This is a genomic window from Micromonospora sp. PRAS1 (assembly GCF_059553435.1).
Genome location: NZ_JCANNB010000032.1, coordinates 1 through 20084 on the forward strand (window position 1 = coordinate 1; position 20084 = coordinate 20084).

The following is a 20084-nucleotide window of genomic DNA, read 5'->3' on the forward strand; positions in this document are numbered from 1 at the left end:
CCGAGGCGTTAATAAGGTGCCCTTCCTTTCACTTCAGGGTGAGGGCCTGGAGGGCGACGTTGCCGCAGTGCGGGGTGAAGGTCTCCTCGACGGTCCAGGTGAGCGAGAGGCGGGTGCCGGCCGGCGCCTGGAAGCCGACCGTGACCGCGGTGGACTGGGTGGTGTGGCGTTCCTCGAGGCGCAGGGTGCGACTCGGGCCACCGTCGGAGAGCGCGACGTCCAGCCGGCCCCGGGCCATCCAGACGCCGAGGTAGACGGTGGCGGTACGCGGCTGGCCGTCGGCGACCACGGCGAGGGTGAAGCCGTTGCCCACGCCGCAGGTGAAGACGCCGTCGGGCGTGGGGTCGGCCGACTCGACCGGCGCGCCGTCGCGCCACCCGAAGAGTTCCTGGTTGCCGTCCCAGCCGCTGCGCTCGCCCCGGCCACCCAGATCGCGGATCTCGGCGGAACCGTCGCGTTTGCGCACCGTCGTCCCGGCGCCGCCCAGCCCCCAGTGCACCCAGTCACGCCCGCCCAGTTCGGTGAGGTCCACGGTGGCCGGAATGTCGGCTCGGCGCACGGTGAGCGTCACCGGCGCGGCCGGCGCGACCGGCACCATCGGCGCGGTACCGGGCGTCGAGCTGCTGGGGCTGGGGCTGGGACTCGGCGACCGGTCGCGGGGCCGCAGCCCGGGCACGGCCGGTGCCGTGGCAACCGGGCTCGGCAGGCTCGGTCGCCCGACCACAGCCGGCAGACCGTCGGACTCCGCCGGGGCCTCCGGGGCCGGCTCCGACCACCAGTTCACGAACCCGACCAGGGCCAGCAGACCGGTGAAGGCGGCGACCGCGTCGACCGCGTAGCGGCGGCGCTGACGGGCCCGGGCCAGCCGGCGGGCATCGGCGCGACTCTCGCCCGGTGCCCCGGGCGGCTGCCGGTGGGTCGCCGCCCGGCGGTGCAGGCGGTCCCGGAGGCCACCGAGACGTCTCGAGCGGTGCCGGGCGGATCCACCGTGGCGGGCGGCCCGGCCGGGGCGGGACGGCGAGCCACCCTTCGGCGCGGCATGCTTCTCGGCCACCGACTCTCCACTTCTGCCGGACCGGACTCGCACCGGCACATCTCGACCCGGATGCGGGGGCGACTCACATTGGCATCAAGGACGCCCTCCGCGCCAGTGCGCGGTGTCGCGTTCGAACTCGGGGAGGTCAGTCCCGGATGTCGAAGCCGAGCGCCCGGGCCAGCGTCCCGGCCTGAAAGACGTCGATGACCGTACCGGCCCGCTGCACCGCCGTCGGATCCAGCCCGGTCAGGTCGCTGCCGCGAAGGTCCGCACGGGACAGTCGGGTGCCCCGCCACTGCACGTCCGACAGGTCGGCACCGCGGAGTGTCGCCCCGGTCAGGTCCGCGCCGCTGAGGTCGGCCTCCCGCATGCGTACGTCGGTGAACCGCACCCCGCGCAGGTCGGCACCGGCCAGCGTGACGAAGGACCAGTCGCCGCCGGTGACCGTCAACGGCCGCAGGTCGCACCGGTCGAAGGTGCTGCCGATGACCTTGCACCCGGCGAACTCCGCCTCGAACAGGTTGCACCGGATGAAGGTGCAGCGGGTGAAGGCCGAGTCGGTGTGCCGGGAGACGTTGAACCGCACGTCGCCGAAGGTGCAGCTGGTGAAGATCGCGCCTCGGCTGGTCGCCTCGGTCAGGTCGACCCGGTGGAAGGCGCAGCCGACGTAGTGCCGGTCGGCCAGCTCTTCGGCGTACCAGTCCTCGTCGTGGAAGGTGACGTCCTCGATCGGCTCCGGCATGACCGCAGGCTAACCGGCGACACCGACACCGCACGTCTTCCCCGGTGCGCGTACCGGCCGGTAGGTTCGGTCGGGTGAGCACGATACGCAGCACCGACGCGGCCCAGCTCGGCTTCGACCCGGTTCGACTGGCCCGGATCGACGAGCACTTCGGCAGGTACGTCGACGACGGCCGGCTGCCCGGCTGGCAGCTCGTCGTCACCCGGCGCGGTGAGATCGCGCACGCCTCGACGTACGGGCTGCGCGACCGGGAGGCCGGCGCGCCGGTGGCGGACGACACCCTCTGGCGGATCTACTCGATGACCAAGCCGATCACCTCGGTGGCGGCGATGATCCTCTGGGAGGAGGGTCGGTTCGAGCTGACCGACGAGATCGGCCGCTGGCTGCCCGAGTTCGCCGACATGCGGGTCTACTCGAAGGGGTCGACGCTCAAGCCGTACACGGTGCCGGCGATCGAGCCGATCCGGGTCTGGCACCTGCTCACCCACACCGCCGGGCTGACCTACGGCTGGATGCAGACCTCAGTGGTCGACGGCCTCTACCGGGCCGCCGGCTACGACCTCTACCCACCGGCGGACGTCGACCTGGCCGAGGCCAGCCGGGCCTTCGGTGCCCTGCCGTTGCTCTTCCAGCCCGGCACCGCCTGGGGATACTCGGTCGCCACCGACGTGCTCGGTCGGCTGATCGAGGTGGTCTCCGGGCAGAGCCTGGACACCTTCCTAACCGAGCGCGTCCTGCGCCCGCTCGGCATGGACGACACCCGCTGGTACGTCGACGGCGCCGACACCGCCCGGCTCGCCGCGCTCTACGTGCCCGACCCGGCGACCGGCCGCGCGGTACGCCACGACGCGATCGGCGATCTGGCGTACGAGAAGCCGACCCTGCTCTCCGGCGGCGGTGGGCTGATCTCCTCGGCCGCGGACTACCACCGGTTCACCCAGGCGCTGCTGCGCGGCGGTGAACTGGACGGGGTACGCCTGCTCGCCCCCCGCACGGTGCGCTTCATGGCCCGCAACCACCTGCCCGGCGGGCAGGATCTGGGGACGCTCTCGACCGGCGGCTTCGCCGAGACGACCCTGGACGGGATCGGCTTCGGCCTCGGCTTCGCGGTGGTGGACGACCCGATTCCCGGCCGGCTGCCGAGCAGCGTCGGCGAGTACTACTGGGGCGGGGTGGCCAGCACCGCCTTCTGGGTCGACCCGACCGAGGAGATCACCGCCCTGTTCTTCACCCAGCTGATGCCGTCGAGCACCTGGCCGATCCGGCCGCAACTGCGGCAGTTGGTCTACTCCGCGCTGCTCGACTGAGGACCCGGCGCGGCCCGGTCAGGGTCCCGTGCGGCCCGGTCAGGGTCCCGTGCGGCCCGGTCAGGGTCCCGTGCGGCCCGGTCAGGGTCCCGTGCGGCCCGGTCAGGGTCCCGTGCGGCCCGGTCAGGGTCCCGTGCGGCTTGACCAGGCCCCGCGCTGTTCGACCGAAACCGCGCGGGATCGCCGTTCCGCCGACGCCCGCCCGCTGCGCTCCATAGCCTGGGACCGTGAGCGACATCGTCGTGTTCGGAGCGGGTGGCACCGCAGGCTCGCGGATCGCCGTCGAGGCGTTCAACCGGGGGCACCGGGTGGTTGCCGCGGTACGCCGGCCGGAGGCCACGTCGTACCTGCCGGCCGGCATCCGGGTGGTCACCGGGGATGCCACAAGCGAGCGCAGCGTGCGGGAGTTGGCGCCGGCGGCGGATGTGCTGGTGGTGGCGATCGGCGGCGGCGAGCGTACGCTCTGGTCCGACGCGGTCCGGGCGCTGCTCGGCGCGCTGCGCGACATGCCCGCCGCGCCCCGGATCATTCACGTCGGCGGTGGGTCCACCCTGCTCACGCCGGCCGGCACGCCGCTGCTGGACGAGCCGGACTTTCCCGCGGAGTACCGCGACGCGGCGCTGGGCCAGGCGGCTGCCCTGGAGCTCTACCGCTCCTCGGCCGACGGGGTGAGCTGGACGTACCTCTCACCCCCGCCGCTGGAGTTCCACCCGGGCGAACGCACCGGCCATTACCGCACCGGCACCGACCAGCCGGTTACCGACGCCGAGGGCCGCAGCGTCCTGAGCTACGAGGACCTGGCCGTCGCGGTGGTCGACGAGATCGAGCGGCCGCGCCACCGCAACATGCGCTTCACCGCAGCATACTGACCCTGCGATCTTGAGAAGCGGCAGCTCGCGGGTTAGATTCGAGCGGCTGTGACCCGGGCGACACACCCCTGAACACCGGGTCCGACCTCGAATCAGGAGGCGCCGTCTTGTCTTCGCTCGACGACACCGTGACACCCCCGCACGAATCGTCCCCCTCCGTCGGCTCCAGCTTCCTCAACCGGCGACGGATGCTTACCGTCGCCCTCGGTGGTGCCGCCACCGTGGCGCTCCCCGCGCCCGCCTGGGCCGCCGACGACCAGCGCCCGGGCGCGCACAAACCGCCGAAGCTCACGCCGGACGACCGGAAGGTAATCGCCCAGCTGTCGAGCCGGCGGGCGCTGGAGCACCTGAAGGTGCTCTCCGAGAACATCGGGCCGCGGATCGGCGGCACCGAGTCCGAGCGCCGGGCCGCCAACTACATCGCCGGCCAGCTCGACCACTTCGGCTACGACACCACCCTCCAGCCGTTCCCGGTGGCCGACAAGTTCCTCGCGCAGCTCAGCTCGCCGGCCGGCCTGCCCACGGACCTGAACTGGCAGGTCGGGGCGAGCGCCCACGCGGCGCTGGACACAAGCGTCACCGCCTCGGTGATCGACGTCGGCGCGGGTTCGGCGAGCGACTTCACCGCCGAGGTCAGCGGCAAGATCGCGCTGGTGGACTACGTCGCCGGCCAGCGTGAGCAGCTGGCGGCGCGGGCGCTGGCCGCCGGCGCGGTCGGGCTGGTCTTCCTCCCGGCCGACCTGGTGGAGCCCCGTCGGGCGTCGGCGTTCTCCCCCACCCTGCCCGGCTCGGCCGCCTCGCCGCTGCCGATCCCCGTGGTCGGGGTGGCCCAGGCGCAGAAGCACCGGCTCCGGGCGCTGCTCGCCGCCCGGCCGCTGACGCTCACCATCGCCACCACCGCGCACCGGGGGCTGACCTCGTACAACGTGCTGGCCGAGCGGCAGGGGCGGTCGGGTCCGAACGGCCCGGTGGTGATGGTCAGCGCCCACTACGACTCGGTGATCGGCGCGCCGGGTGCCAACGACGACGGCTCCGGCACCGTGCTCTGCCTGGAGCTGGCCCGGGTGCTGAAGGCGATCCCGGTCAACGCCACCGTGCGGTTCGGCCTCTGGGGTTCGGAGGAGCAGGGCCTGATCGGCTCGCGCTACTACGTCCGCGAGCTGCCGCAGGTCGAGCGCGACCGGATCCTCGCCGTCTACCAGAACGACATGGTCGCCACGAGCTGGGACCCGGCGACGCGGTACTGGCTGCTGTCGTTCACCGGCCAGAGCAACCGCGCCACCGACGAGGTCACCGCCGCCGCGCAGCGGCTCGGCTACCAGCCGCAGATCTCCCCGGTCACCCAGCGCGGGGCCAGCGACCACCAGTCGTTCCAGGAGGTCGGCATCGCCAGCGCCAACTTCTCCTGGCGGGGTGAGGAGTCGCCGGCGCTGCTGGAGCCGCCGTACCACAGCCCGGAGGACACCATCGCCAAGAACATCAGCCTGGAGCGGCTCCAGGTGTCGATGGAACTGATCGGCTGCGCCACCTACGCGACGGCCCGGTCCTGATTGACCGAATGGGGCGGGTTACGGCCGATCGCCGTAACCCGCCCCATTTTGGTACGCCGGCCCGTTCAGCCGCCCAGCCGGACCCGGACGACCTTGGCCGGGACGTACCGGGAAGCTCAGCTACCCAGCCGGACCCGGCAGTGGGCCAGCCGGACCCGGTTCAGTCGGCCAGCCGGGCCGGGAAGCCGCCGGTGGCGACGGGGCCCCAACCGGTGATGGTGACCCGGATCAGCGACTTGCCCTGCCGCACCATCGCCGCCCGGTACTCGTCCCAGTCCGGGTGCTCGCCGGAGATGCTGCGGAAGTACTCCACAAGCGGTTCCAGGGCGTCGGGCAGGTCGACCCGGGCGTTGCGTGCGATCGTGCGTGGCATCGTTCGTTTCTATCAGCCCTCAGCCGGACCGGCCGGCGGACGCCTGGCTGGGCACCCGGTGGCGGGCCGGCGGTCGCCACGCCCGGCCGTTCGCGTAGATCACCCGGAAGCCGAGGTACGAGGCGAGCGGCGCCCAGTGTGCCGATCCCATCCGCAACTCGGCGGCGTTGTGGCGCTGGCCGTTGGCGAGCACGTCGAGCAGCACGGTCTCGAACGCGGCCGACTCGACCCAGTCCACCTCGCGGGTGAAGCCGCAGATCAGCGCGGCGCCGGTGACGTCGAGGAAGTCGCGGAGCACCGATTCGGGGGCGCGCAGCACGGAACAGCTGCCGAAGTAGAGCCGCCGCCCCTCGCAGCGCCCGGCCATCCGCTCGGCCACCTCGGTGAGTTCCACCGAGTGCCAGTCGGTCAGGCACAACCGGTTCGGCTCGCCGTGCATCGCGAAGAAGCCGAGCCGGTGGTCCGCGTACTGCTTGAGCAGCCAGCGGTCGATGAAGTAGAACAGCTCGTCGCGGGTGGCCGCGTCCTTGTGGATGAACCGGACCCGGCCCAGCCGTTCGAGCAGTTCGAGGGTGGGCAGCACCGACCCCCGTTCGTTCAGGTCCCGGTGCCACTGGCCCTCGACGCAGAAAATTCCACCGCGCGCCACGCCCGCCTCCCCGTCGTCGCCCGCGCTGACGTTACCGGCCCGGGCTGACCCGGCAACATCACCCTCGGTAAGACTGAATGCGACTTTCGGCACAGTAATTGTCGGGTCGGCGCCCTCTGCGCTCGTACGGCGGTGGATGTCCGATTCGTAAATGCCGGCATTTCCCAGCCGACACTCAGGCACGACCAATTGTGAGGACAATTCTCGTTAATCGCCGCGAATCGGCTTGCCCGGTGCGAGGGTGAATCAGCGGGACGGCTCGGCCGAAGTCCCGGATGTCACCCCATTCGCTCTCTTATCGGGAGGACTACCTGTGCGCGTACACACCTTGAAGCGGGCCGTCGTCGCCCTCGCGCTGGCGCTTCCGGGCGCCGCGATCGCCTCGGTGGTCGCCGCGCCAGCCGCCCACGCCGACGGCTGTTACACCTGGAAACGCAGCCTCTACCAGGGCGCCTCCGGCAGCGACGTGCGCGAACTGCAACTGCGGGTGGCCGGCTGGGCCGGCCGACGCGACATCGTCGAACTGGACGGCAAGTACGGCCCGAAGACCGCCGCCGCGATCCGCCGGTTCCAGAAGGCGTACGGGCTCGGCGTCGACGGGATCGCCGGGCCGGATACCTTCGCGAAGCTGTACGACCTCCAGGACAACGACTGCACGCCCCGGCACTTCATCTACCCGGAGCTGGACAACGGCTGCGGTCAGGGCGGCTGGACGGGCGGCCCGTTGTCGGCCGACCAGACCCGGCAGAACGCCCTACGCACCATGTGGAAGCTGGAGGCGCTGCGCCGCAGCCTCGGCGACCAGCCGTTGATCGTCACCAGCGGTTTCCGTGACCGCAGCTGCAACAGCCGGGTGGGTGGCGCGACGAACAGCCAGCACCTCTACGGCAACGCCGCCGACGTCATCTCCAACGACCGGTCGCTGTGCCAGATCGCCCGTCAGGCCCGCGACCACGGCTTCAGCGGAATCGTCGGCCCCGGCGTGAGCGGGCACAACAACCACGTACACGTCGACTCCCGGCGGGAGAACAACCGGGACGGCGTCACCAACCGCACGTACTGGTCCGCGCCGAACTGCGGGATCTGAGCCGGGACGGTCGCGGGCGAGGTCGCGACGCCGGTCCGGGCGCGGGCGGGGGAACGACCGCGCGCTCCGGACCGGCGTCGTACCGCCGGCGGACGAGTCCCTCTCAGCTCGCCCGCGGCCAGCGCGGCGCGGTGGCGGGGGGTGCCACCGGCCGGCCGGTGCCGGGGGTGCGGGTGCCGGTCCGCGCCGCAGGAGCCGCCACCCGCGGGACCGGGCCCCGCGTCGGGTAGCCGGCGGCACGGTCCGGACGCGCCGGATAGCCGGGCGTACGCTCCGGCCGCGCCGGGTAACCGGCGGCACGATCGCCACGCGGCGGGTAGCCGGGCGTACGGTCACCCCGCGCCGGATAGCCGGTGGCGCCCTGCGGGCGGGCACCCGGGGTACGGCCCGGGTTCGGCCCGTTCACCAGGAACGGGAACGGCACGTGCACGAACGGGTTGCCGTGCCGGATGAGGGCGTCGAGCTGGCGCTCGTTCAACCCGTGGTTCAACAACACCCGCCGGCCCCACCGGTGCAACCGGCAGGGGAACCGGGCACCGTCGTTGCGGCACAGCGCCCCCGAGGGCCACTCCTCGGCCGCATGCACGACCACCGCCCGGACCGCCAGCCGGACGTCCTCGGGGGTCAGCGATGTCGGGACCGGCAACTCGCCCAGAATCTGATCGATGGGATCCGTCGACTGCTCATCAACTCGCACGGCAGGCCTCCCGAAGCTCCGGTAGCGGTGCGCTTGAGCACCGCACCTCGCGCATTGGTACGGCTCCCGGCGCGGGATAGTTCAACCGGGTTTCCGCGCCTGTTTTCGAGCCGGTCAGACCAGCCCGGCATCGTGCACGAGCAGCGCGATCTGCACCCGGTTGTTCAGCCCGAGTCGGGTCAGCAGCCGCGAGACGTACGCCTTGACGGTGGCCACGCTCATGAAAAGCTCACCGGCGATCTCGGCGTTGGTGCGGCCCTGGCCGACGGCGATCGCGACCGCGCGTTCCCGCTCGGCCAGTCCGGCCAGCAGCCCGAGGGCCCGCTCCCGGCGTGGGTCGGTCACCGTCGGCACGGTGACGTGCTCGATGAGGGTCCGGACGACCGTCGGGGAGAGTGTCGCCTCGCCCGCCGCCACCCGGCGTACCGCCCGCACGATCTCGGCCGGCGGGGTGTCCTTCAGCAGGAAGCCGCCCGCCCCGGCCCGCAACGCACGCAACACGTACTCGTCGGCGTCGAAGGTGGTAAGCACGAGCACCTCGGGCGGCCGGGGCGCCGCGCGCAGCGCCTCCGTCGCGGCCAGCCCGTCGACCCGGGGCATCCGGATGTCCATCAGCACCACGTCCGGCCGGCACGCGGCGACCGCGGCCGCGACCTCGCTGCCGTCCGCCGCCTCGCCGACCACCCGCAAATCGGGTGCGCCGCCGAGGATCATCGACAGCCCGGCCCGGACCAGCGCGTCGTCGTCCACGATCAGGATCCGCACGGGCTCGACGGCGTCGCCCGCCGGGCTGCCGGCCGCCGGATCGGGGCCGGTCACGACGCCGGCCAGGGCAGCCAGGCGGCCAGCCGGAAATCGCCGCTGCCGTCCCGACCGTGGGTCAGCCGCCCGCCGGCAAGGTGCACCCGCTCGGCCACGCCGATCAGGCCGGTACCGGAGCCGGGGATCTGTTCGGTCAGTTCACCCACCGGCCACCGGTTACGGATCTCCACGGTCAACCCGTCCGCCGGCGCCCCCCGGAGCCCGACCGTGACGGCGGCACCGGTGGCGTGCTTGCGGGCGTTGGTCAGCCCCTCCTGCACGATCCGGTACGCGGTCCGGCCGAGCGCGGCGGGCAGCGGGTCGACGCCCGACACCTCGTCACGCAGATCGACGCGGACCCCGGCGGCCCGGGACTCGGCGACCAGTGCGGGCAGGTCCGCGATGGTGGGCTGCGGAGGCTCCGGCTCCTCGGCGAGGGAGCCCTCGGCCCGCAGCACCCCGATCACCTCCCGCAGGTCCTGAAGGGCGGCGTGCGCGCTGCCCCGGATCACCCCGGCCGCCCGCGCCACCTCCTGCGGGGTCGCGTCGGGGCGGAACTCAAGCGCCCCGGCGTGCAGGCTGAGCAGCGAGATCCGATGGGCCAGCACGTCGTGCATCTCCCGGGCGATCCGGGTGCGCTCCAGGTGCCGGGCCTGGGCCACCCGCAGCTGCTGCTCGGCCTCGGCCCGCTCGGCCCGCTCGCGCAGCGACAGCACCAGCTGCCGGCGCGCCCGGACGAACATCCCCCAGGCCAGCACCAGCAGGGTGATGACGATGCCCCACACCGCAGCGGGCCAGTAGGAGATGCTGGGATCGGGGCGCAGCAGGGCCATGACCATGTTGGTGAGCAGGCCGGCCGCGGTGACCGCCAGGGCCACCGCCGTGCGCCGGTGCACCACCACCGTGAAGTAGATGACAAGCAGCGGAATCACCGCGGCCATCGAGAACATCCCGAGCGGCAGCGTGGCCAGCGCCAGCCCGAGCGGCCAGCGACGGCGTACCCAGAGCGCCGCCGCGCAGGCCAGGCCGAACAGCGCATCCGCGACGACCATCCAGTCGTACGGGAGCTGTTCGGCGAACGACGGATCCGGCGAGGCGGCGTCGAGCGTGGCCAGCAGCACCCAGCCGATGGAGACGAGAAAACAGAGGCTGTCGACCAGCCAGTCCCGCGTGGTACGGCGGAAGTGCTTGTGGCTCGTGCCGAGCGAGCCGGGCAGCAGGCCCGGGTGTTCGACGACGGCGCTGGTCACAGCCGCAATGGTAGGCAGCCCTCGGTGGCCGGACCAGCTACCAAAGTCGAGACCTCGGTGTCGACCTTGGTATACGGATCGCAGACCGTCGGCCGCTGTGGGCAGCCGGCTGGCTCCGGCAGCCTGGCCGGCATGATCGAGGTAGCTCAACTCACCAAACGGTACGGGCGGCACACCGCCGTCGAGGACGTGTCGTTCCGCTGCGAACCGGGCACGGTCACCGGTTTCCTCGGTCCCAACGGGGCCGGCAAGTCCACCACCATGCGGATGATCTGCGGACTCACGCCACCGACCGCCGGCAGCGCCACCGTCGCCGGGCGGCCCTACCGGCAACTGCCCAACCCGGGCCGGCTGGTCGGCGTGTTGCTGGACGCCTCCGCCCAGCATGCCGGGCGTACCGGCCGGGAGGTGCTGACCGTGGCCGCCGCCACGATGGGGGTGGACCGGCGGGTGGTGGGCGAGGCACTGGACCGGGTCGGGTTGGACGCGGTCGCGGCGAAGCGCCGGGTCCGGGCGTACTCGTTGGGGATGCGGCAGCGGCTCGGGCTGGCGCACGCGCTGCTCGGCGACCCCCGGGTGCTGATCCTGGACGAGCCGGCCAACGGCCTGGACCCGGAGGGGATCTTCTGGATGCGCGGCCTGCTGCGCGACTTCGCCGACCGGGGTGGCACCGTGCTGCTCTCCTCCCACCTGCTGCGCGAGGTGGAGGCGGTCGCGGACCGGCTGGTGGTGATCGGGGGCGGCCGGATCGTGGCCCAGGGCGACAAGGACGAGTTGCTTGCCGGCGGCGGCACGCTGGTGCGGGCCCGGGACCGGGCGGCGCTGCGCGGCGCGCTGGAGCGCGCCGGCCTGCCGGTGAGCGACGGCACCGAGGGGCTGCTGGTCCGCGCCGACAGCGAGGCGGTCGGGTTGGCCGCCACGGCGGCCGGGGTCGCCCTGACCGAACTGCGGCCGGCCGGTGCCGGTGGCCTGGAGCAGCTCTTCCTCACCCTCACCGCCGAGCCGGACGCCACCCACCCCGCCGAGACCGGCGCCATCAAGGAGGCCGCCCGATGACGACCATCACCACCAGCACGCCCGAGGCCACCCGGTCGGCGGAGCGCCAACCGTCGCTGGCCCGGCTGACCGTCGTGGAGGCGCGCAAGCTGGTCGACACCCGGGCCGGCCGCTGGCTGCTGATCACCATCGGGTTGGTCACCGCCGCCGTCGTCGCGCTCCAACTGGTGTACGCCCCCGACGCCGAGCAGACCTTCGTCAACTTCTTCCTGCCGTCGCTGCTCCCGGTCGGGCTGTTGCTGCCGGTGCTGGGCATCCTCTCGATCACCAGCGAGTGGTCGCAGCGCACCGCGTTGGCCACGTTCGCCCTGGTGCCCCGGCGGGAACGGGTGATCGCCGCCAAACTCACCGCGCTGGTCGCGGCGGCGCTGGCGGCGCTGCTGGCGAGCCTCGCCGTCGCCGCCGTCGGCACGCTTATCGCCGGGGCGACCGGCGGCGCGGGCAGCTGGCGGATCGAGGGCACGCTACTGCTGCACACGGCCGTGTTCCAGGTGTCCAACGTGTTGCTTGGCGCCGGCTTCGGCCTGCTGCTCCTGCACACCCCGCTGGCCATCGTGACCTACCTGGTGCTGCCGAACGCCTGGGCGATCGTGGGTGAACTGGTCCGGCCGCTGCGCCGGGCGGCCGAGTGGCTGGACGCCGGACGCACAATGGAGCCACTGTTCACCGCCGAGATGACCGCCGGGCAGTGGGGGCGGCTCGGGGTGTCACTGCTGGTGTGGCTGGTCGTGCCGCTGCTCGCGGGGCTGGTCCGCACGATGCGTCGGGAGGTGGCGTGACGGCGTACGGTACGCCGAGCGTGGTAAGCGGCGGGGCCGGCGAGCTGCTGGTGCTCTGGGCCGGCATTCCGCTCGCCGGTGGCCTGGCGGGTGGGCTGCTGGCGGCCGGCGCCGGTTGGGTGGCCGGCCTGCCCTGGGCACCGGCGCAGGGGCTGTTCCGCTGGGTCGACGGGCTGTCCGACCCGTACGCGCTGGCCGGTGGGGCGGCGGTCGGCCTGCTGGCCGGGCTGGTGATCGGTGCGATCGGCACCGCCGAGCGGGTGCGGGTCACCGTGGACGGCACCCGGGTGCGGCTGCGCTGCGGCAGCGCCGAACGGGAGGTCGGCCGGTCGGCGACCCGGATGGTCTTCGTCGACGGCAAGGACCTGGTGCTGCTCGACGCGGACGAGGGCGAGCTGGCCCGGCAGCCCTCCGACCTGCCGGCCGACCAGTTGGCCGGGGCGTTCCGGGAGCACGGCTGGCCGTGGGCGGAGGCGGACCCGCACCGGGACGCGTACCGACGCTGGGTGCCGGGGCTGCCCGGGCTGCCGGAGGGCGCGGACGCGCTGCTGCGGGCCCGGCAGGAGGCGCTGGAGAAGGATCGGGACGACGAGGCCCGGGAGTTGCGTACCGAACTGGGCCGCTACGGCGTGGTGCTGCGCGACGACGGCAAGCGCCAGTACTGGCGGCTGACCCGCTCGGCCCTCCCACCCGGCTGACCAGCCGGGCCGGGCCCCGAGGTGGGGCCCGGCCCGGTTCAGCGCGGCACCTGGATCATCTCCAGTGCTTGTGACCGTGCTTGTGGCCGTGCGGCTTGCCCTTACCCTTGCCCTTGCCCTTGCCCTTGCCGGGCGTCTTGCCCGGCACGCCGTTCACGGCCGAGGTGTCGTACGCGAACGTGAGCACCGCGGTGGCGATGGCGTCGGCGTTGACGTCGAGCGCGAAGACGTTGACGTTGCCCTTGAGCTTGTACTTCTTGCCCAGCGCCCGGTACAGCTCGGCGTCGGCACCGTCGGCGACCGGGGTACGGCTGTCACAGGCCTGGTGGTAGCAGGGGTCGTACGCCTCCCCGACCAGGCCGCCGAAGAGGGCAGCCTCCTCGGCCGTCTTGAGGCCCTCGGCACCGGTGAAGAGGCCACCGGCCGGGATGTCGACGCCGATGAACGCCCCGTAGTCCGAGCGGCCGGTGAAGTCCGACGGCACGGTGGGCAGCTTCCGGGAGGCGAAGAACTTCTCGAACACCTGCTCGATCTGCGCCGAACCCTCCGGACCCGGGCCGGAACCCTCCTGCGCGGAGTCGTCGCCGTCGTACACCCCGAAGACGTAGTTCGGCGAACCGATCATGTCGAAGTTCAGGTAAAGGGCGATGTCGGCGACCTGCTGCTCGGTAAGCGAGTCCACGTAGTACTGGCTGCCGATCAGGCCGGCCTCCTCCGCGCCCCACCAGGCGAAACGGACCGCGTTGTGCGGCTTCACCTTGGCCATCTGGAGCGCGACCTCGAGCAGCGCGGCGCTGCCGGTGCCGTTGTCGTTGTAGCCCGGACCGGCCGGGTCCGAGTCCAGGTGCGCCCCGGCCACGACCACGTTGTCGGTGCGACCCTGCCTGGTCTGCGCGAAGAGGTTCTCGGTGCTGCGGATCTCCGAGGTGGTGTCGGCCTCGATCCGCAGCGTCAGGCCCGACGTGGCGGCGAACTGCGCCCCGGTGTCGTACGACACGGCCACCGTCGGGATGCCGACCGGCGCGCTCAGCGTGCCAGCGAACAGCTCGTAGCGGTCCGGGTTGGCCTCCGGAGTGCCGTTGCCCTGGTTCATGATGATCGCGCCCGCCGCGCCGGCGGCCTCGGCGTTGGCCGCCTTCTCGCCGAAGCCGCAGGTGCCGCGCTGCATCAGGGCGATCTTGCCGGTCACGTCCACACCGGCGAAGTCGCTCGCCTCGCAGCCGGACGTCGAGTCGCGCGGCGGCGTGAGGGCGAGGTCGATCGGGACCACGGCCCCTTCGGCCACCCCGGCGCCCGAGTACGACATCAGCGCGTAGTCGACGCCGACGGTGTACGTGGTCGGGTTCGGTGCCACCTGCGCGAACGAGGAACCGAACTCCTCGTAGTACGCGAAGTCGAACTGCTGCCGGGTCACCTGGTAGCCGGCCTTCTTCAACAGCCCGGCCACATAGTCGACGCTGGCGTCGTAGCCCGGCGTCCCCGAGGCACGCGTGCCGTCGTTGGCGTTCGCGATGGCCTGGAACTTGTCGAGGTGCTTGAAGACCCCCTCGACGGTGACCGCCTTGGTCAGCTTCTTGACGGTGTTGTTGTTCGGGCTCGCCGACGCCGGGTTCACCAGCCCCACCGTGCCCAGAAGCGTGCCCGCCGCGATACCGGCGAGCACCCTTTTACCGGAGAAAGGCACCACGATGTGCCACGTCCTTCCTCTGCGGGTATCCGGCTCCCCTACCCCCGTGTGCCGGATGTTCGTGCCATCCTCATGCACATCCGAGCCGAAGCAAAGGGTCTGTTCGTCTGAGGACGAACAGCCGCTGAGCTGCTAAGGACCGCCGCCAGGGGCCGGCCGCCGCCTCGCCGGCGGGCGGGCCACCGCGGCCAGCAGTTCGTCGAGCGCGTCCATTTCGGCCCAGCCGTTCACCGCGACCCGCCCGGCGGCATCCACTGTGACCTCCACCCGGTCCGGGCGCTCCGGCAGACCGGTAAGCAGCTCGGGAAAACGGTCGCTGAGCAGTACGAACTCCTGATTGGTCGAGCCGACCCAGGGCCGCCGGGTGTCGATCCGGTCGGCCTCGAACGCGCCGGCCACCAGCAGATCTGTCCCGGCGAGCAACGCGGCGACGTCGTCCCGGCCGGCGTCGACCGCCGTCGCCAACTGGGCGCGGGTGTAGCCGGTGAAGGTCATCACCGAGCGTCCGGCGTCGCGTACCCCGGCGGCCACCTCGGCCAGCGGGGCCGCCTGGTCGAAGGGTTCACCACCGAGCAGGGTCAGCCCCTCGGTGCCGGCGTCGAGCACCCGGCCCACCAACTCGGCCGGGGTGACCTGCTCGCCGCCGCGGAAGCTCCACAGGTGCGGGTTGAAGCAACCGGGGCAGCGGATGGCGCAGCCCTGCACCCAGAGGGCGGTCCGCTCGCCCGGCCCCTCGGCCCGGGTCGCGGCGAGAAACCGGGCCAGCGCGACGGTTCCCGTCGCCCGGCGCGGTGCCGGGCCGGCGGTCCCGACCGCCTGCCGCCCGGCCGTCCCGGCATCCGCTGCCGTACCGGGCGGTGCCGGGCCGAGCAGCGCCGGCTGCTCAGACATCCAGGACGCGGCCGGATGGCGGGTGTTGCAGCGGTCCTGGCCGGGCCGGCGGCGAACACACCAGGTTGTCCCGCAGCCGCGCGTACTCGTGCGGGGCCAGGCCAGCTGCGGCGACGAACTCCGAGACGCTGCCGAACCCACCCCGCCGGTCCCGTTCGGCCAGCACCTGGCGTACCCGCTGCGGGTCGAGTCCGGGCAGCGCCGCGAACTCCTCCGGCCGCGCGGTGTTGACGTCCAGCTGGCCGGCGGTCATGTCCAACGGTCGCGGCCCGCCGCCGGGCGGCACGGGCGCGGCGGCCGGACCGGTGCCGTAGTAGCCGGGCGTCGAGAACTCCGGCGCGGGGCGGCCGGGCCCGACCGCGGAGCTCACACCGGGGCCTGCCGGGTCCACCCCGGAGACCGGCGGAGCGGTCGGGTTCGCGCCGGAGACCGGCGGAGCGGTCGGGTTCGCACCGGGGGGCGGTGCGAGGGTGCCGGGCACCTGTGGTTGGGCGTGCCAGGGACGGTAGCCCGCCCGCCAGCGCAGCCAGGAAGAGTTGATCATGACGGCGTGCGCGATGCTGGTGAACCAGACGGCCAGCACCACGCCGGTCATCCAGTCGGTGAGCGGGTCGCCCTGGCGGGACTCGCCGACCAGGATGAAGGCGGTCCAGCCGACCACGAGGTAGACGATCCCGGCGATCCACCAGGCCGGGCGCTTGGCGCGCAGCCCCACGTAGAGAAAGCCGAACCCACCGAGGCAGCTCATGCCGAGCGCCGGCAGCAGCAGCCACCAGCTGTGCATCAGCCGCCACTTGAGGCTCGCGGCCGGCGACGGCGGCTGCCCCGCCGAGGGATGGCCGGATGGCGACCATCGCGGGTCAGGCGCGTTCGACATCACGGTCCTCCTGTGGCGCGGTCTCGGCGATACGCGTGTGGTCGGCGGTGTAGGCGCTGTCGACCGCGCGGGCCGCCAGCAGGTCCTCCAGGACGGCGACGTAGTCCAGGCAGCGCTCGCCGAGGATGTCCCTGGTCTCGGCGCGCACCACGCCCTCGCTGCTGACCGTGACCACCACCCGTGGCCGGTCGCCCGTCACGACCGGCCCCCGACGGCGAAGACCAGGCGGACGCTGTCGTCCTCGGTGACCTCTTCGGACTCCAACCGCAGCCCGGCGGCGGGAGCCTGCTGCCGCAGCCGCTCCAGGACGGCCCGCTGCACCTGCCGCCCGTACGCGACGTCGATGGCCCGGACCACCTCGACCGCCCGCTCCTCGTCGACCTCGCCGGTGAAGTGCGCCGACCAGATGCCGTCCACGCCGCGCTGGAAACGCGCCCGTACGCCGGACCAGTCCGCGGTGATGGTGTCCCGCTCGACACCGACCACGGCGGCGGTGTCGTGCAGCGCGGCGGCGAGCAGCGTCTCGTCCCGCATCCGGGTCTGCACCTGGCAGACGACCTGGCCCTGCCGGTCGCGGGCCGCGCTGACGCCCTGTGTCGCCGCCACCGCGGCGACGGCCAGCGGCAGTAGTACCAGCGAGATACTCATGCTCGTCCTCCTCTCCCGACGGGTGCGGACATCAGAACTCCACCGCCCGCCCGCCCTGGGCCCGGTGCACGCCGCCACCCGGTCCCCGCTGCGGAAATCCGCTGTCGGCGTACCCCCGGGTGCCGTCGTCGCGGGGGCCGGGCCGCGTTCCCTTGTCCCAGTCCTCGGCGGCGGTGGCGGCGACCGCGCGGGCATCGGCCCACGAGCGGATGGCGTCGATCTTCTCGGCCTGGGTGACGCTCAGCGGCACCATGCTGACCACCGCCTGGGCCAGGTCGTCGCGGCGCAGCGGGCGGCGTTCGGAGAACGCGTCGAAGAGCCCGCCGATGACGGCCTGCTCGATCTCGGCACCCGAGTAGCCCTCGCTCAGTTCCGCCAGCTCGGCGAGGAGGGCGTCGTCGACGGTGAGGGAGCCGGCGACGGCGGGGTTACGCAGCCGTCGGGCGAGGTGGACCCGCCAGATCGAGGAGCGTTCGGCCCGGGTCGGCAGGTCGACGAAGAAGATCTCGTCGAACCGCCCCTTGCGCAGCAGCTCCGGCGGCAGCCCCTCGATGTCGTTTGCGGTGGCGATGACGAAGACGGGTCGGCTCTTCTCCTGCATCCAGGTCAGGAAGGAACCGAAGACCCGGGTGGAGGTGCCGGAGTCGCCGGCACCGCCGGAGAAGCCCTTCTCGATCTCGTCCACCCAGAGCACACAGGGCGCGCTCGCCTCGGCCGTGCGGATGGCGCTGCGCATGTTCTGCTCGCTCGACCCGACCAGCCCGGCGAAGACCCGGCCGATGTCCAGCCGGAGCAACGGCAGCTCCCAGGCCGCCGCGATCGCCTTCGCGGTCAGCGACTTGCCGCACCCCGGCACACCGGTGATCAGTACGCCCCGGGGCGCGGGCAGCCCGTACGCCGCCGCCTCGGCCAACCAGGAGCCGTCCCGCTTGGCCAGCCACCGTTTCAGGTTCTCCAGCCCGCCGACGTCGTCGAGGTTGACGTCGGCGTCGACGAACTCCAGCAGGCCGGACTTGCGGACGGTCTGCCGCTTCTCCTCGTGCACCACCTCGAGGTCGCGCTGGTCGAGCACCCCGTCGTTGACCATGGCTCGGGCGAAGGCGTTCTCCGCCTCGTGCAGGGTCAGGCCGAGAGCGGCCTTGGCGAACCGTTCCCGGCCGAGTTCGTCCAGCCGGATCTGGATCCGGCCACCGGCGCTGTTCGCCTCGATCATCGCGTCCAGCACCCGGCGGATCTCCGCCTCGCTGGGCAGCGGGAAGTCGACGATTGTGATGTCCTTCGTCAGCTCCGTCGGGATCTTAAGCACCGGGGAGACCAGGACGAGGGTGCGCGGCACCGAGCCGGACTTGAACGCCGCCGCCACGTCGCGCAGCCGGCGGATCACCCCGGCGTTGCCCGGCCGGTCGCCGTCGCCGTGCGCCGGATGCAGATCCTTGAAGATCAGCACACTCGGGTGGTCGATCCGCAGGGCGGCGTCCAGCGCGTCCGCCGCCTCGTTCGTGCCGTTGTGCGCGCCGCCCTCGGGGTGCACCAGTCCGGTGGTCGACGACCAGGTCCAGACGGCACGCGGCGTACGCACCAGCGCGGCGTCCTGGGCGACGGCGCTCACCTCGGCGATGACCCGTTGTTCCTCCGACGATTCGAGGTAGAGGATCGGGAAGCGCGCCTTGAGCATCTGCGCCAGCGTCTCCCGGAACGGGATTGCCATCGTCGTCCTCCCCCACCAGCCGTCCGACCTGGCCGACGACTCTAACAGCCATGATCGAGATCGCCGACCTGCATGATCGGCAGGAGATGATCGAAGTCGGCTACCGTTCCCGGTCTGGGGAGGTACGTCGATGTACGTCGTGTCAGTGATCAATTACAAGGGCGGGGTCGGCAAGACCACGGTGACCGCCAATCTCGGCGCCGAGCTGGCCAACCGTGGGATGAAGGTGCTGCTCATCGACCTTGACCCGCAGGCCAGCCTGACGTTCGGTTTCTACGACCCGGACGACTGGCGGGAACGGCTGCGCGACAGCCGGACCGTGAAACGCTGGTACGACGGCCTGCGCGAGGGCAACCCGGCGGTCACCCTGGGTGAGCTGGTGGTGTCGCCCGGTCCGGCGAATTCCCGGCTCTCCGGCGCCGGCCGGCTCGACCTGATCGCCTCGCACCTGCAACTTGTCGACATCGACCTGGCGTTGGCCCGCAGCGTCGCCGGTGGCGAGGAGTACGACGCCGAGCTGTTCCGGGTGCGCGGCTCGCTCGCCGACGGGCTGCTCGCCGACGGGCTCGACCCGTACGACATGGTGCTCATCGACTGCCCGCCGAACTTCAACGTGGTCACCCAGTCGGCCATCATCGCCAGCGACCACCTGGTCATTCCGGCCCGGGCCGACTACCTGTCCACCCTGGGCATCGACTACCTGCACGGCAACGTGCGGGAACTTGTCGACCAGTACAACGCCGACGCCCGCCGGTTCGCCACCGTACGCCGGCACCAGAAGGTCGCCCCCGGCGTGGCCGGCGTGGTCTTCACGATGATCCAGCTCTTGTCGCGGCAGCCCATCGCCACCCACCAGAGCTACATGGACCAGGTGCGCAACCTCGGCCTGCCGGTCTTCCCGACCGCGCTGCGGGAGAACGTCACCCTCTACGCCACGAACACCCCGCGCGGCGTACCGGTGGTGCTGCGCGACCGGGTCACCGTGCCCGCCGTCCGCGACGAGCTGCGCCAACTCACCACCGAGTTCCTCGACCACCTCCAACCGGTGGGACGGCCCACGTGACCGACCCGGAGCACGCCGTCAAGCCGCCCGCCGCCACCGGACCTGTCAGCGAGCCCGCCAGCGACCTGGCTGACGCCGCCGCGCGCCTCACCGCCCTGACCAGCCGGGTCGACGGTACGGCGTACCTGTCGGGCTGGTCGGTGCGCCAGCTGCGGGAGCTGGCGGCGAGCCTTGGGCTGCGCGGCGTCGGCGGGCTGCGCAAGGCGGAGCTGGTCGACCGGATCGTCGACCACACAATCGGCTACCGGCTCGCCTCCACCGCCCTGCGGCAACGCTGACGAACACGAGTGGCGTGAGAACGGGCCGGTCAGCGGGT

Annotated in this window: 21 protein-coding genes and 1 pseudogene; 9 read left to right on the forward strand and 13 right to left on the reverse strand. The window is 72.5% G+C overall.

The window, feature by feature from the left end:
• Positions 1–28: 28 nt before the first annotated feature.
• Complete coding sequence (locus AC507J_RS24555) at positions 29–1054, reverse strand: hypothetical protein (protein WP_496291554.1); 1026 nt, start codon at positions 1052–1054, stop codon at positions 29–31.
• Positions 1055–1181: 127 nt separating this feature from the next.
• Positions 1182–1778 (reverse strand): pentapeptide repeat-containing protein, encoded by a 597-nt coding sequence (locus tag AC507J_RS24560; RefSeq protein ID WP_496291555.1) that lies wholly within the window; start codon positions 1776–1778, stop codon positions 1182–1184.
• Between the two features lie 74 nt (positions 1779–1852).
• On the opposite strand from AC507J_RS24560, the gene AC507J_RS24565 reads away from it, so the two are divergent.
• The 3 genes from AC507J_RS24565 (at position 1853) to AC507J_RS24575 (ending at position 5504) form a co-directional block, all read left to right on the forward strand.
• Positions 1853–3085, forward strand: coding sequence for a serine hydrolase domain-containing protein (locus AC507J_RS24565; RefSeq protein ID WP_496291556.1), 1233 nt, complete (start codon positions 1853–1855; stop codon positions 3083–3085).
• Positions 3086–3312: 227 nt separating this feature from the next.
• On the forward strand, positions 3313–3954 hold the full coding sequence (locus tag AC507J_RS24570) for an NAD(P)-dependent oxidoreductase (protein WP_496291557.1): 642 nt from the start codon (positions 3313–3315) through the stop codon (positions 3952–3954).
• 107 nt (positions 3955–4061) lie between these two features.
• Positions 4062–5504 carry a M28 family peptidase gene (locus AC507J_RS24575; protein WP_496291558.1) on the forward strand — a complete coding sequence of 481 codons (1443 nt, stop codon included), beginning with the start codon at positions 4062–4064 and terminating at the stop codon, positions 5502–5504.
• A 160-nt stretch (positions 5505–5664) separates the two neighbouring features.
• Here the strand turns inward: AC507J_RS24575 and AC507J_RS24580 are convergent.
• Positions 5665–5847 (reverse strand): annotated as a pseudogene (locus AC507J_RS24580) (PPOX class F420-dependent oxidoreductase); the annotation flags it as partial.
• A 49-nt stretch (positions 5848–5896) separates the two neighbouring features.
• Positions 5897–6526 (reverse strand): DUF6642 family protein, encoded by a 630-nt coding sequence (locus tag AC507J_RS24585; RefSeq protein WP_496291559.1) that lies wholly within the window; start codon positions 6524–6526, stop codon positions 5897–5899.
• A gap of 313 nt (positions 6527–6839) precedes the next feature.
• Between AC507J_RS24585 and AC507J_RS24590 the strand changes: the two genes are divergently transcribed.
• On the forward strand, positions 6840–7613 hold the full coding sequence (locus AC507J_RS24590) for a D-Ala-D-Ala carboxypeptidase family metallohydrolase (protein WP_496291560.1): 774 nt from the start codon (positions 6840–6842) through the stop codon (positions 7611–7613).
• A 103-nt stretch (positions 7614–7716) separates the two neighbouring features.
• Here the strand turns inward: AC507J_RS24590 and AC507J_RS24595 are convergent, their stop codons facing one another.
• The 3 genes from AC507J_RS24595 to AC507J_RS24605 form a co-directional block, all read right to left on the reverse strand.
• Entirely contained in the window at positions 7717–8310 is a 594-nt protein-coding gene (locus AC507J_RS24595; RefSeq protein ID WP_496291561.1) for a hypothetical protein, read from the reverse strand.
• 114 nt (positions 8311–8424) lie between these two features.
• Positions 8425–9150, reverse strand: coding sequence for a response regulator (locus tag AC507J_RS24600; protein WP_496291621.1), 726 nt, complete (start codon positions 9148–9150; stop codon positions 8425–8427).
• Positions 9126–10361, reverse strand: a complete 1236-nt coding sequence (locus tag AC507J_RS24605) for a sensor histidine kinase (protein WP_496291562.1) — start codon at positions 10359–10361, stop codon at positions 9126–9128. The genes AC507J_RS24600 and AC507J_RS24605 overlap by 25 nt, the downstream gene beginning before the upstream one ends.
• A gap of 132 nt (positions 10362–10493) precedes the next feature.
• Here AC507J_RS24605 and AC507J_RS24610 point away from each other — a divergent pair, with 132 nt between their 5' ends.
• Genes AC507J_RS24610 through AC507J_RS24620 form a run of 3 tightly spaced genes read left to right on the forward strand, consistent with a single transcriptional unit; the run spans position 10494 to position 12894 of the window.
• Positions 10494–11417, forward strand: a complete 924-nt coding sequence (locus tag AC507J_RS24610; RefSeq protein ID WP_496291563.1) for an ABC transporter ATP-binding protein — start codon at positions 10494–10496, stop codon at positions 11415–11417.
• Positions 11414–12196: an ABC transporter permease gene (locus tag AC507J_RS24615; RefSeq protein WP_496291564.1), complete on the forward strand. Its 783-nt coding sequence runs from the start codon at positions 11414–11416 to the stop codon at positions 12194–12196. The genes AC507J_RS24610 and AC507J_RS24615 overlap by 4 nt, the downstream gene beginning before the upstream one ends.
• Positions 12193–12894, forward strand: coding sequence for a YqeB family protein (locus AC507J_RS24620; RefSeq protein ID WP_496291565.1), 702 nt, complete (start codon positions 12193–12195; stop codon positions 12892–12894). The genes AC507J_RS24615 and AC507J_RS24620 overlap by 4 nt, the downstream gene beginning before the upstream one ends.
• A 55-nt stretch (positions 12895–12949) precedes the next feature.
• Here AC507J_RS24620 and AC507J_RS24625 read toward each other — a convergent pair whose 3' ends face one another.
• The 6 genes from AC507J_RS24625 to AC507J_RS24650 form a co-directional block, all read right to left on the reverse strand.
• A complete protein-coding gene (locus tag AC507J_RS24625) occupies positions 12950–14581 on the reverse strand; it encodes a M28 family peptidase (protein WP_496291566.1) in 1632 nt (543 codons plus the stop codon).
• A gap of 132 nt (positions 14582–14713) precedes the next feature.
• A complete protein-coding gene (locus tag AC507J_RS24630) occupies positions 14714–15472 on the reverse strand; it encodes a 4Fe-4S single cluster domain-containing protein (protein ID WP_496291567.1) in 759 nt (252 codons plus the stop codon).
• Positions 15465–16349, reverse strand: coding sequence for a ComEA family DNA-binding protein (locus tag AC507J_RS24635; protein ID WP_496291568.1), 885 nt, complete (start codon positions 16347–16349; stop codon positions 15465–15467). The genes AC507J_RS24630 and AC507J_RS24635 overlap by 8 nt, the downstream gene beginning before the upstream one ends.
• Complete coding sequence (locus tag AC507J_RS24640) at positions 16333–16548, reverse strand: DUF2997 domain-containing protein (protein ID WP_496291569.1); 216 nt, start codon at positions 16546–16548, stop codon at positions 16333–16335. Before AC507J_RS24640 ends, AC507J_RS24635 begins: the two co-directional genes overlap by 17 nt.
• Positions 16545–16997, reverse strand: a complete 453-nt coding sequence (locus AC507J_RS24645) for a hypothetical protein (RefSeq protein WP_496291570.1) — start codon at positions 16995–16997, stop codon at positions 16545–16547. Before AC507J_RS24645 ends, AC507J_RS24640 begins: the two co-directional genes overlap by 4 nt.
• Before the next feature lie 31 nt (positions 16998–17028).
• Positions 17029–18705 (reverse strand): Ycf46 family AAA ATPase, encoded by a 1677-nt coding sequence (locus AC507J_RS24650; protein ID WP_496291571.1) that lies wholly within the window; start codon positions 18703–18705, stop codon positions 17029–17031.
• Between the two features lie 130 nt (positions 18706–18835).
• Between AC507J_RS24650 and AC507J_RS24655 the strand changes: the two genes are divergently transcribed.
• A complete protein-coding gene (locus tag AC507J_RS24655; protein WP_496291572.1) occupies positions 18836–19768 on the forward strand; it encodes a ParA family protein in 933 nt (310 codons plus the stop codon).
• Complete coding sequence (locus AC507J_RS24660; protein WP_496291573.1) at positions 19765–20046, forward strand: SAP domain-containing protein; 282 nt, start codon at positions 19765–19767, stop codon at positions 20044–20046. Before AC507J_RS24655 ends, AC507J_RS24660 begins: the two co-directional genes overlap by 4 nt.
• The last annotated feature ends 38 nt before the right edge of the window (positions 20047–20084 follow it).

Bases quoted from the DNA above. Each gene is read 5' to 3' on its own strand.
- AC507J_RS24560 (WP_496291555.1), bottom strand. From the start codon at position 1,778: ATGCCGGAGCCGATCGAGGACGTCACCTTCCACGACGAGGACTGGTAC.
- AC507J_RS24610 (WP_496291563.1), top strand. From the start codon at position 10,494: ATGATCGAGGTAGCTCAACTCACCAAACGGTACGGGCGGCACACCGCC.
- AC507J_RS24615 (WP_496291564.1), top strand. From the start codon at position 11,414: ATGACGACCATCACCACCAGCACGCCCGAGGCCACCCGGTCGGCGGAG.
- AC507J_RS24630 (WP_496291567.1), bottom strand. From the start codon at position 15,472: ATGTCTGAGCAGCCGGCGCTGCTCGGCCCGGCACCGCCCGGTACGGCA.
- AC507J_RS24635 (WP_496291568.1), bottom strand. From the start codon at position 16,349: ATGTCGAACGCGCCTGACCCGCGATGGTCGCCATCCGGCCATCCCTCG.
- AC507J_RS24645 (WP_496291570.1), bottom strand. From the start codon at position 16,997: ATGAGTATCTCGCTGGTACTACTGCCGCTGGCCGTCGCCGCGGTGGCG.
- AC507J_RS24650 (WP_496291571.1), bottom strand. From the start codon at position 18,705: ATGGCAATCCCGTTCCGGGAGACGCTGGCGCAGATGCTCAAGGCGCGC.
- AC507J_RS24655 (WP_496291572.1), top strand. From the start codon at position 18,836: ATGTACGTCGTGTCAGTGATCAATTACAAGGGCGGGGTCGGCAAGACC.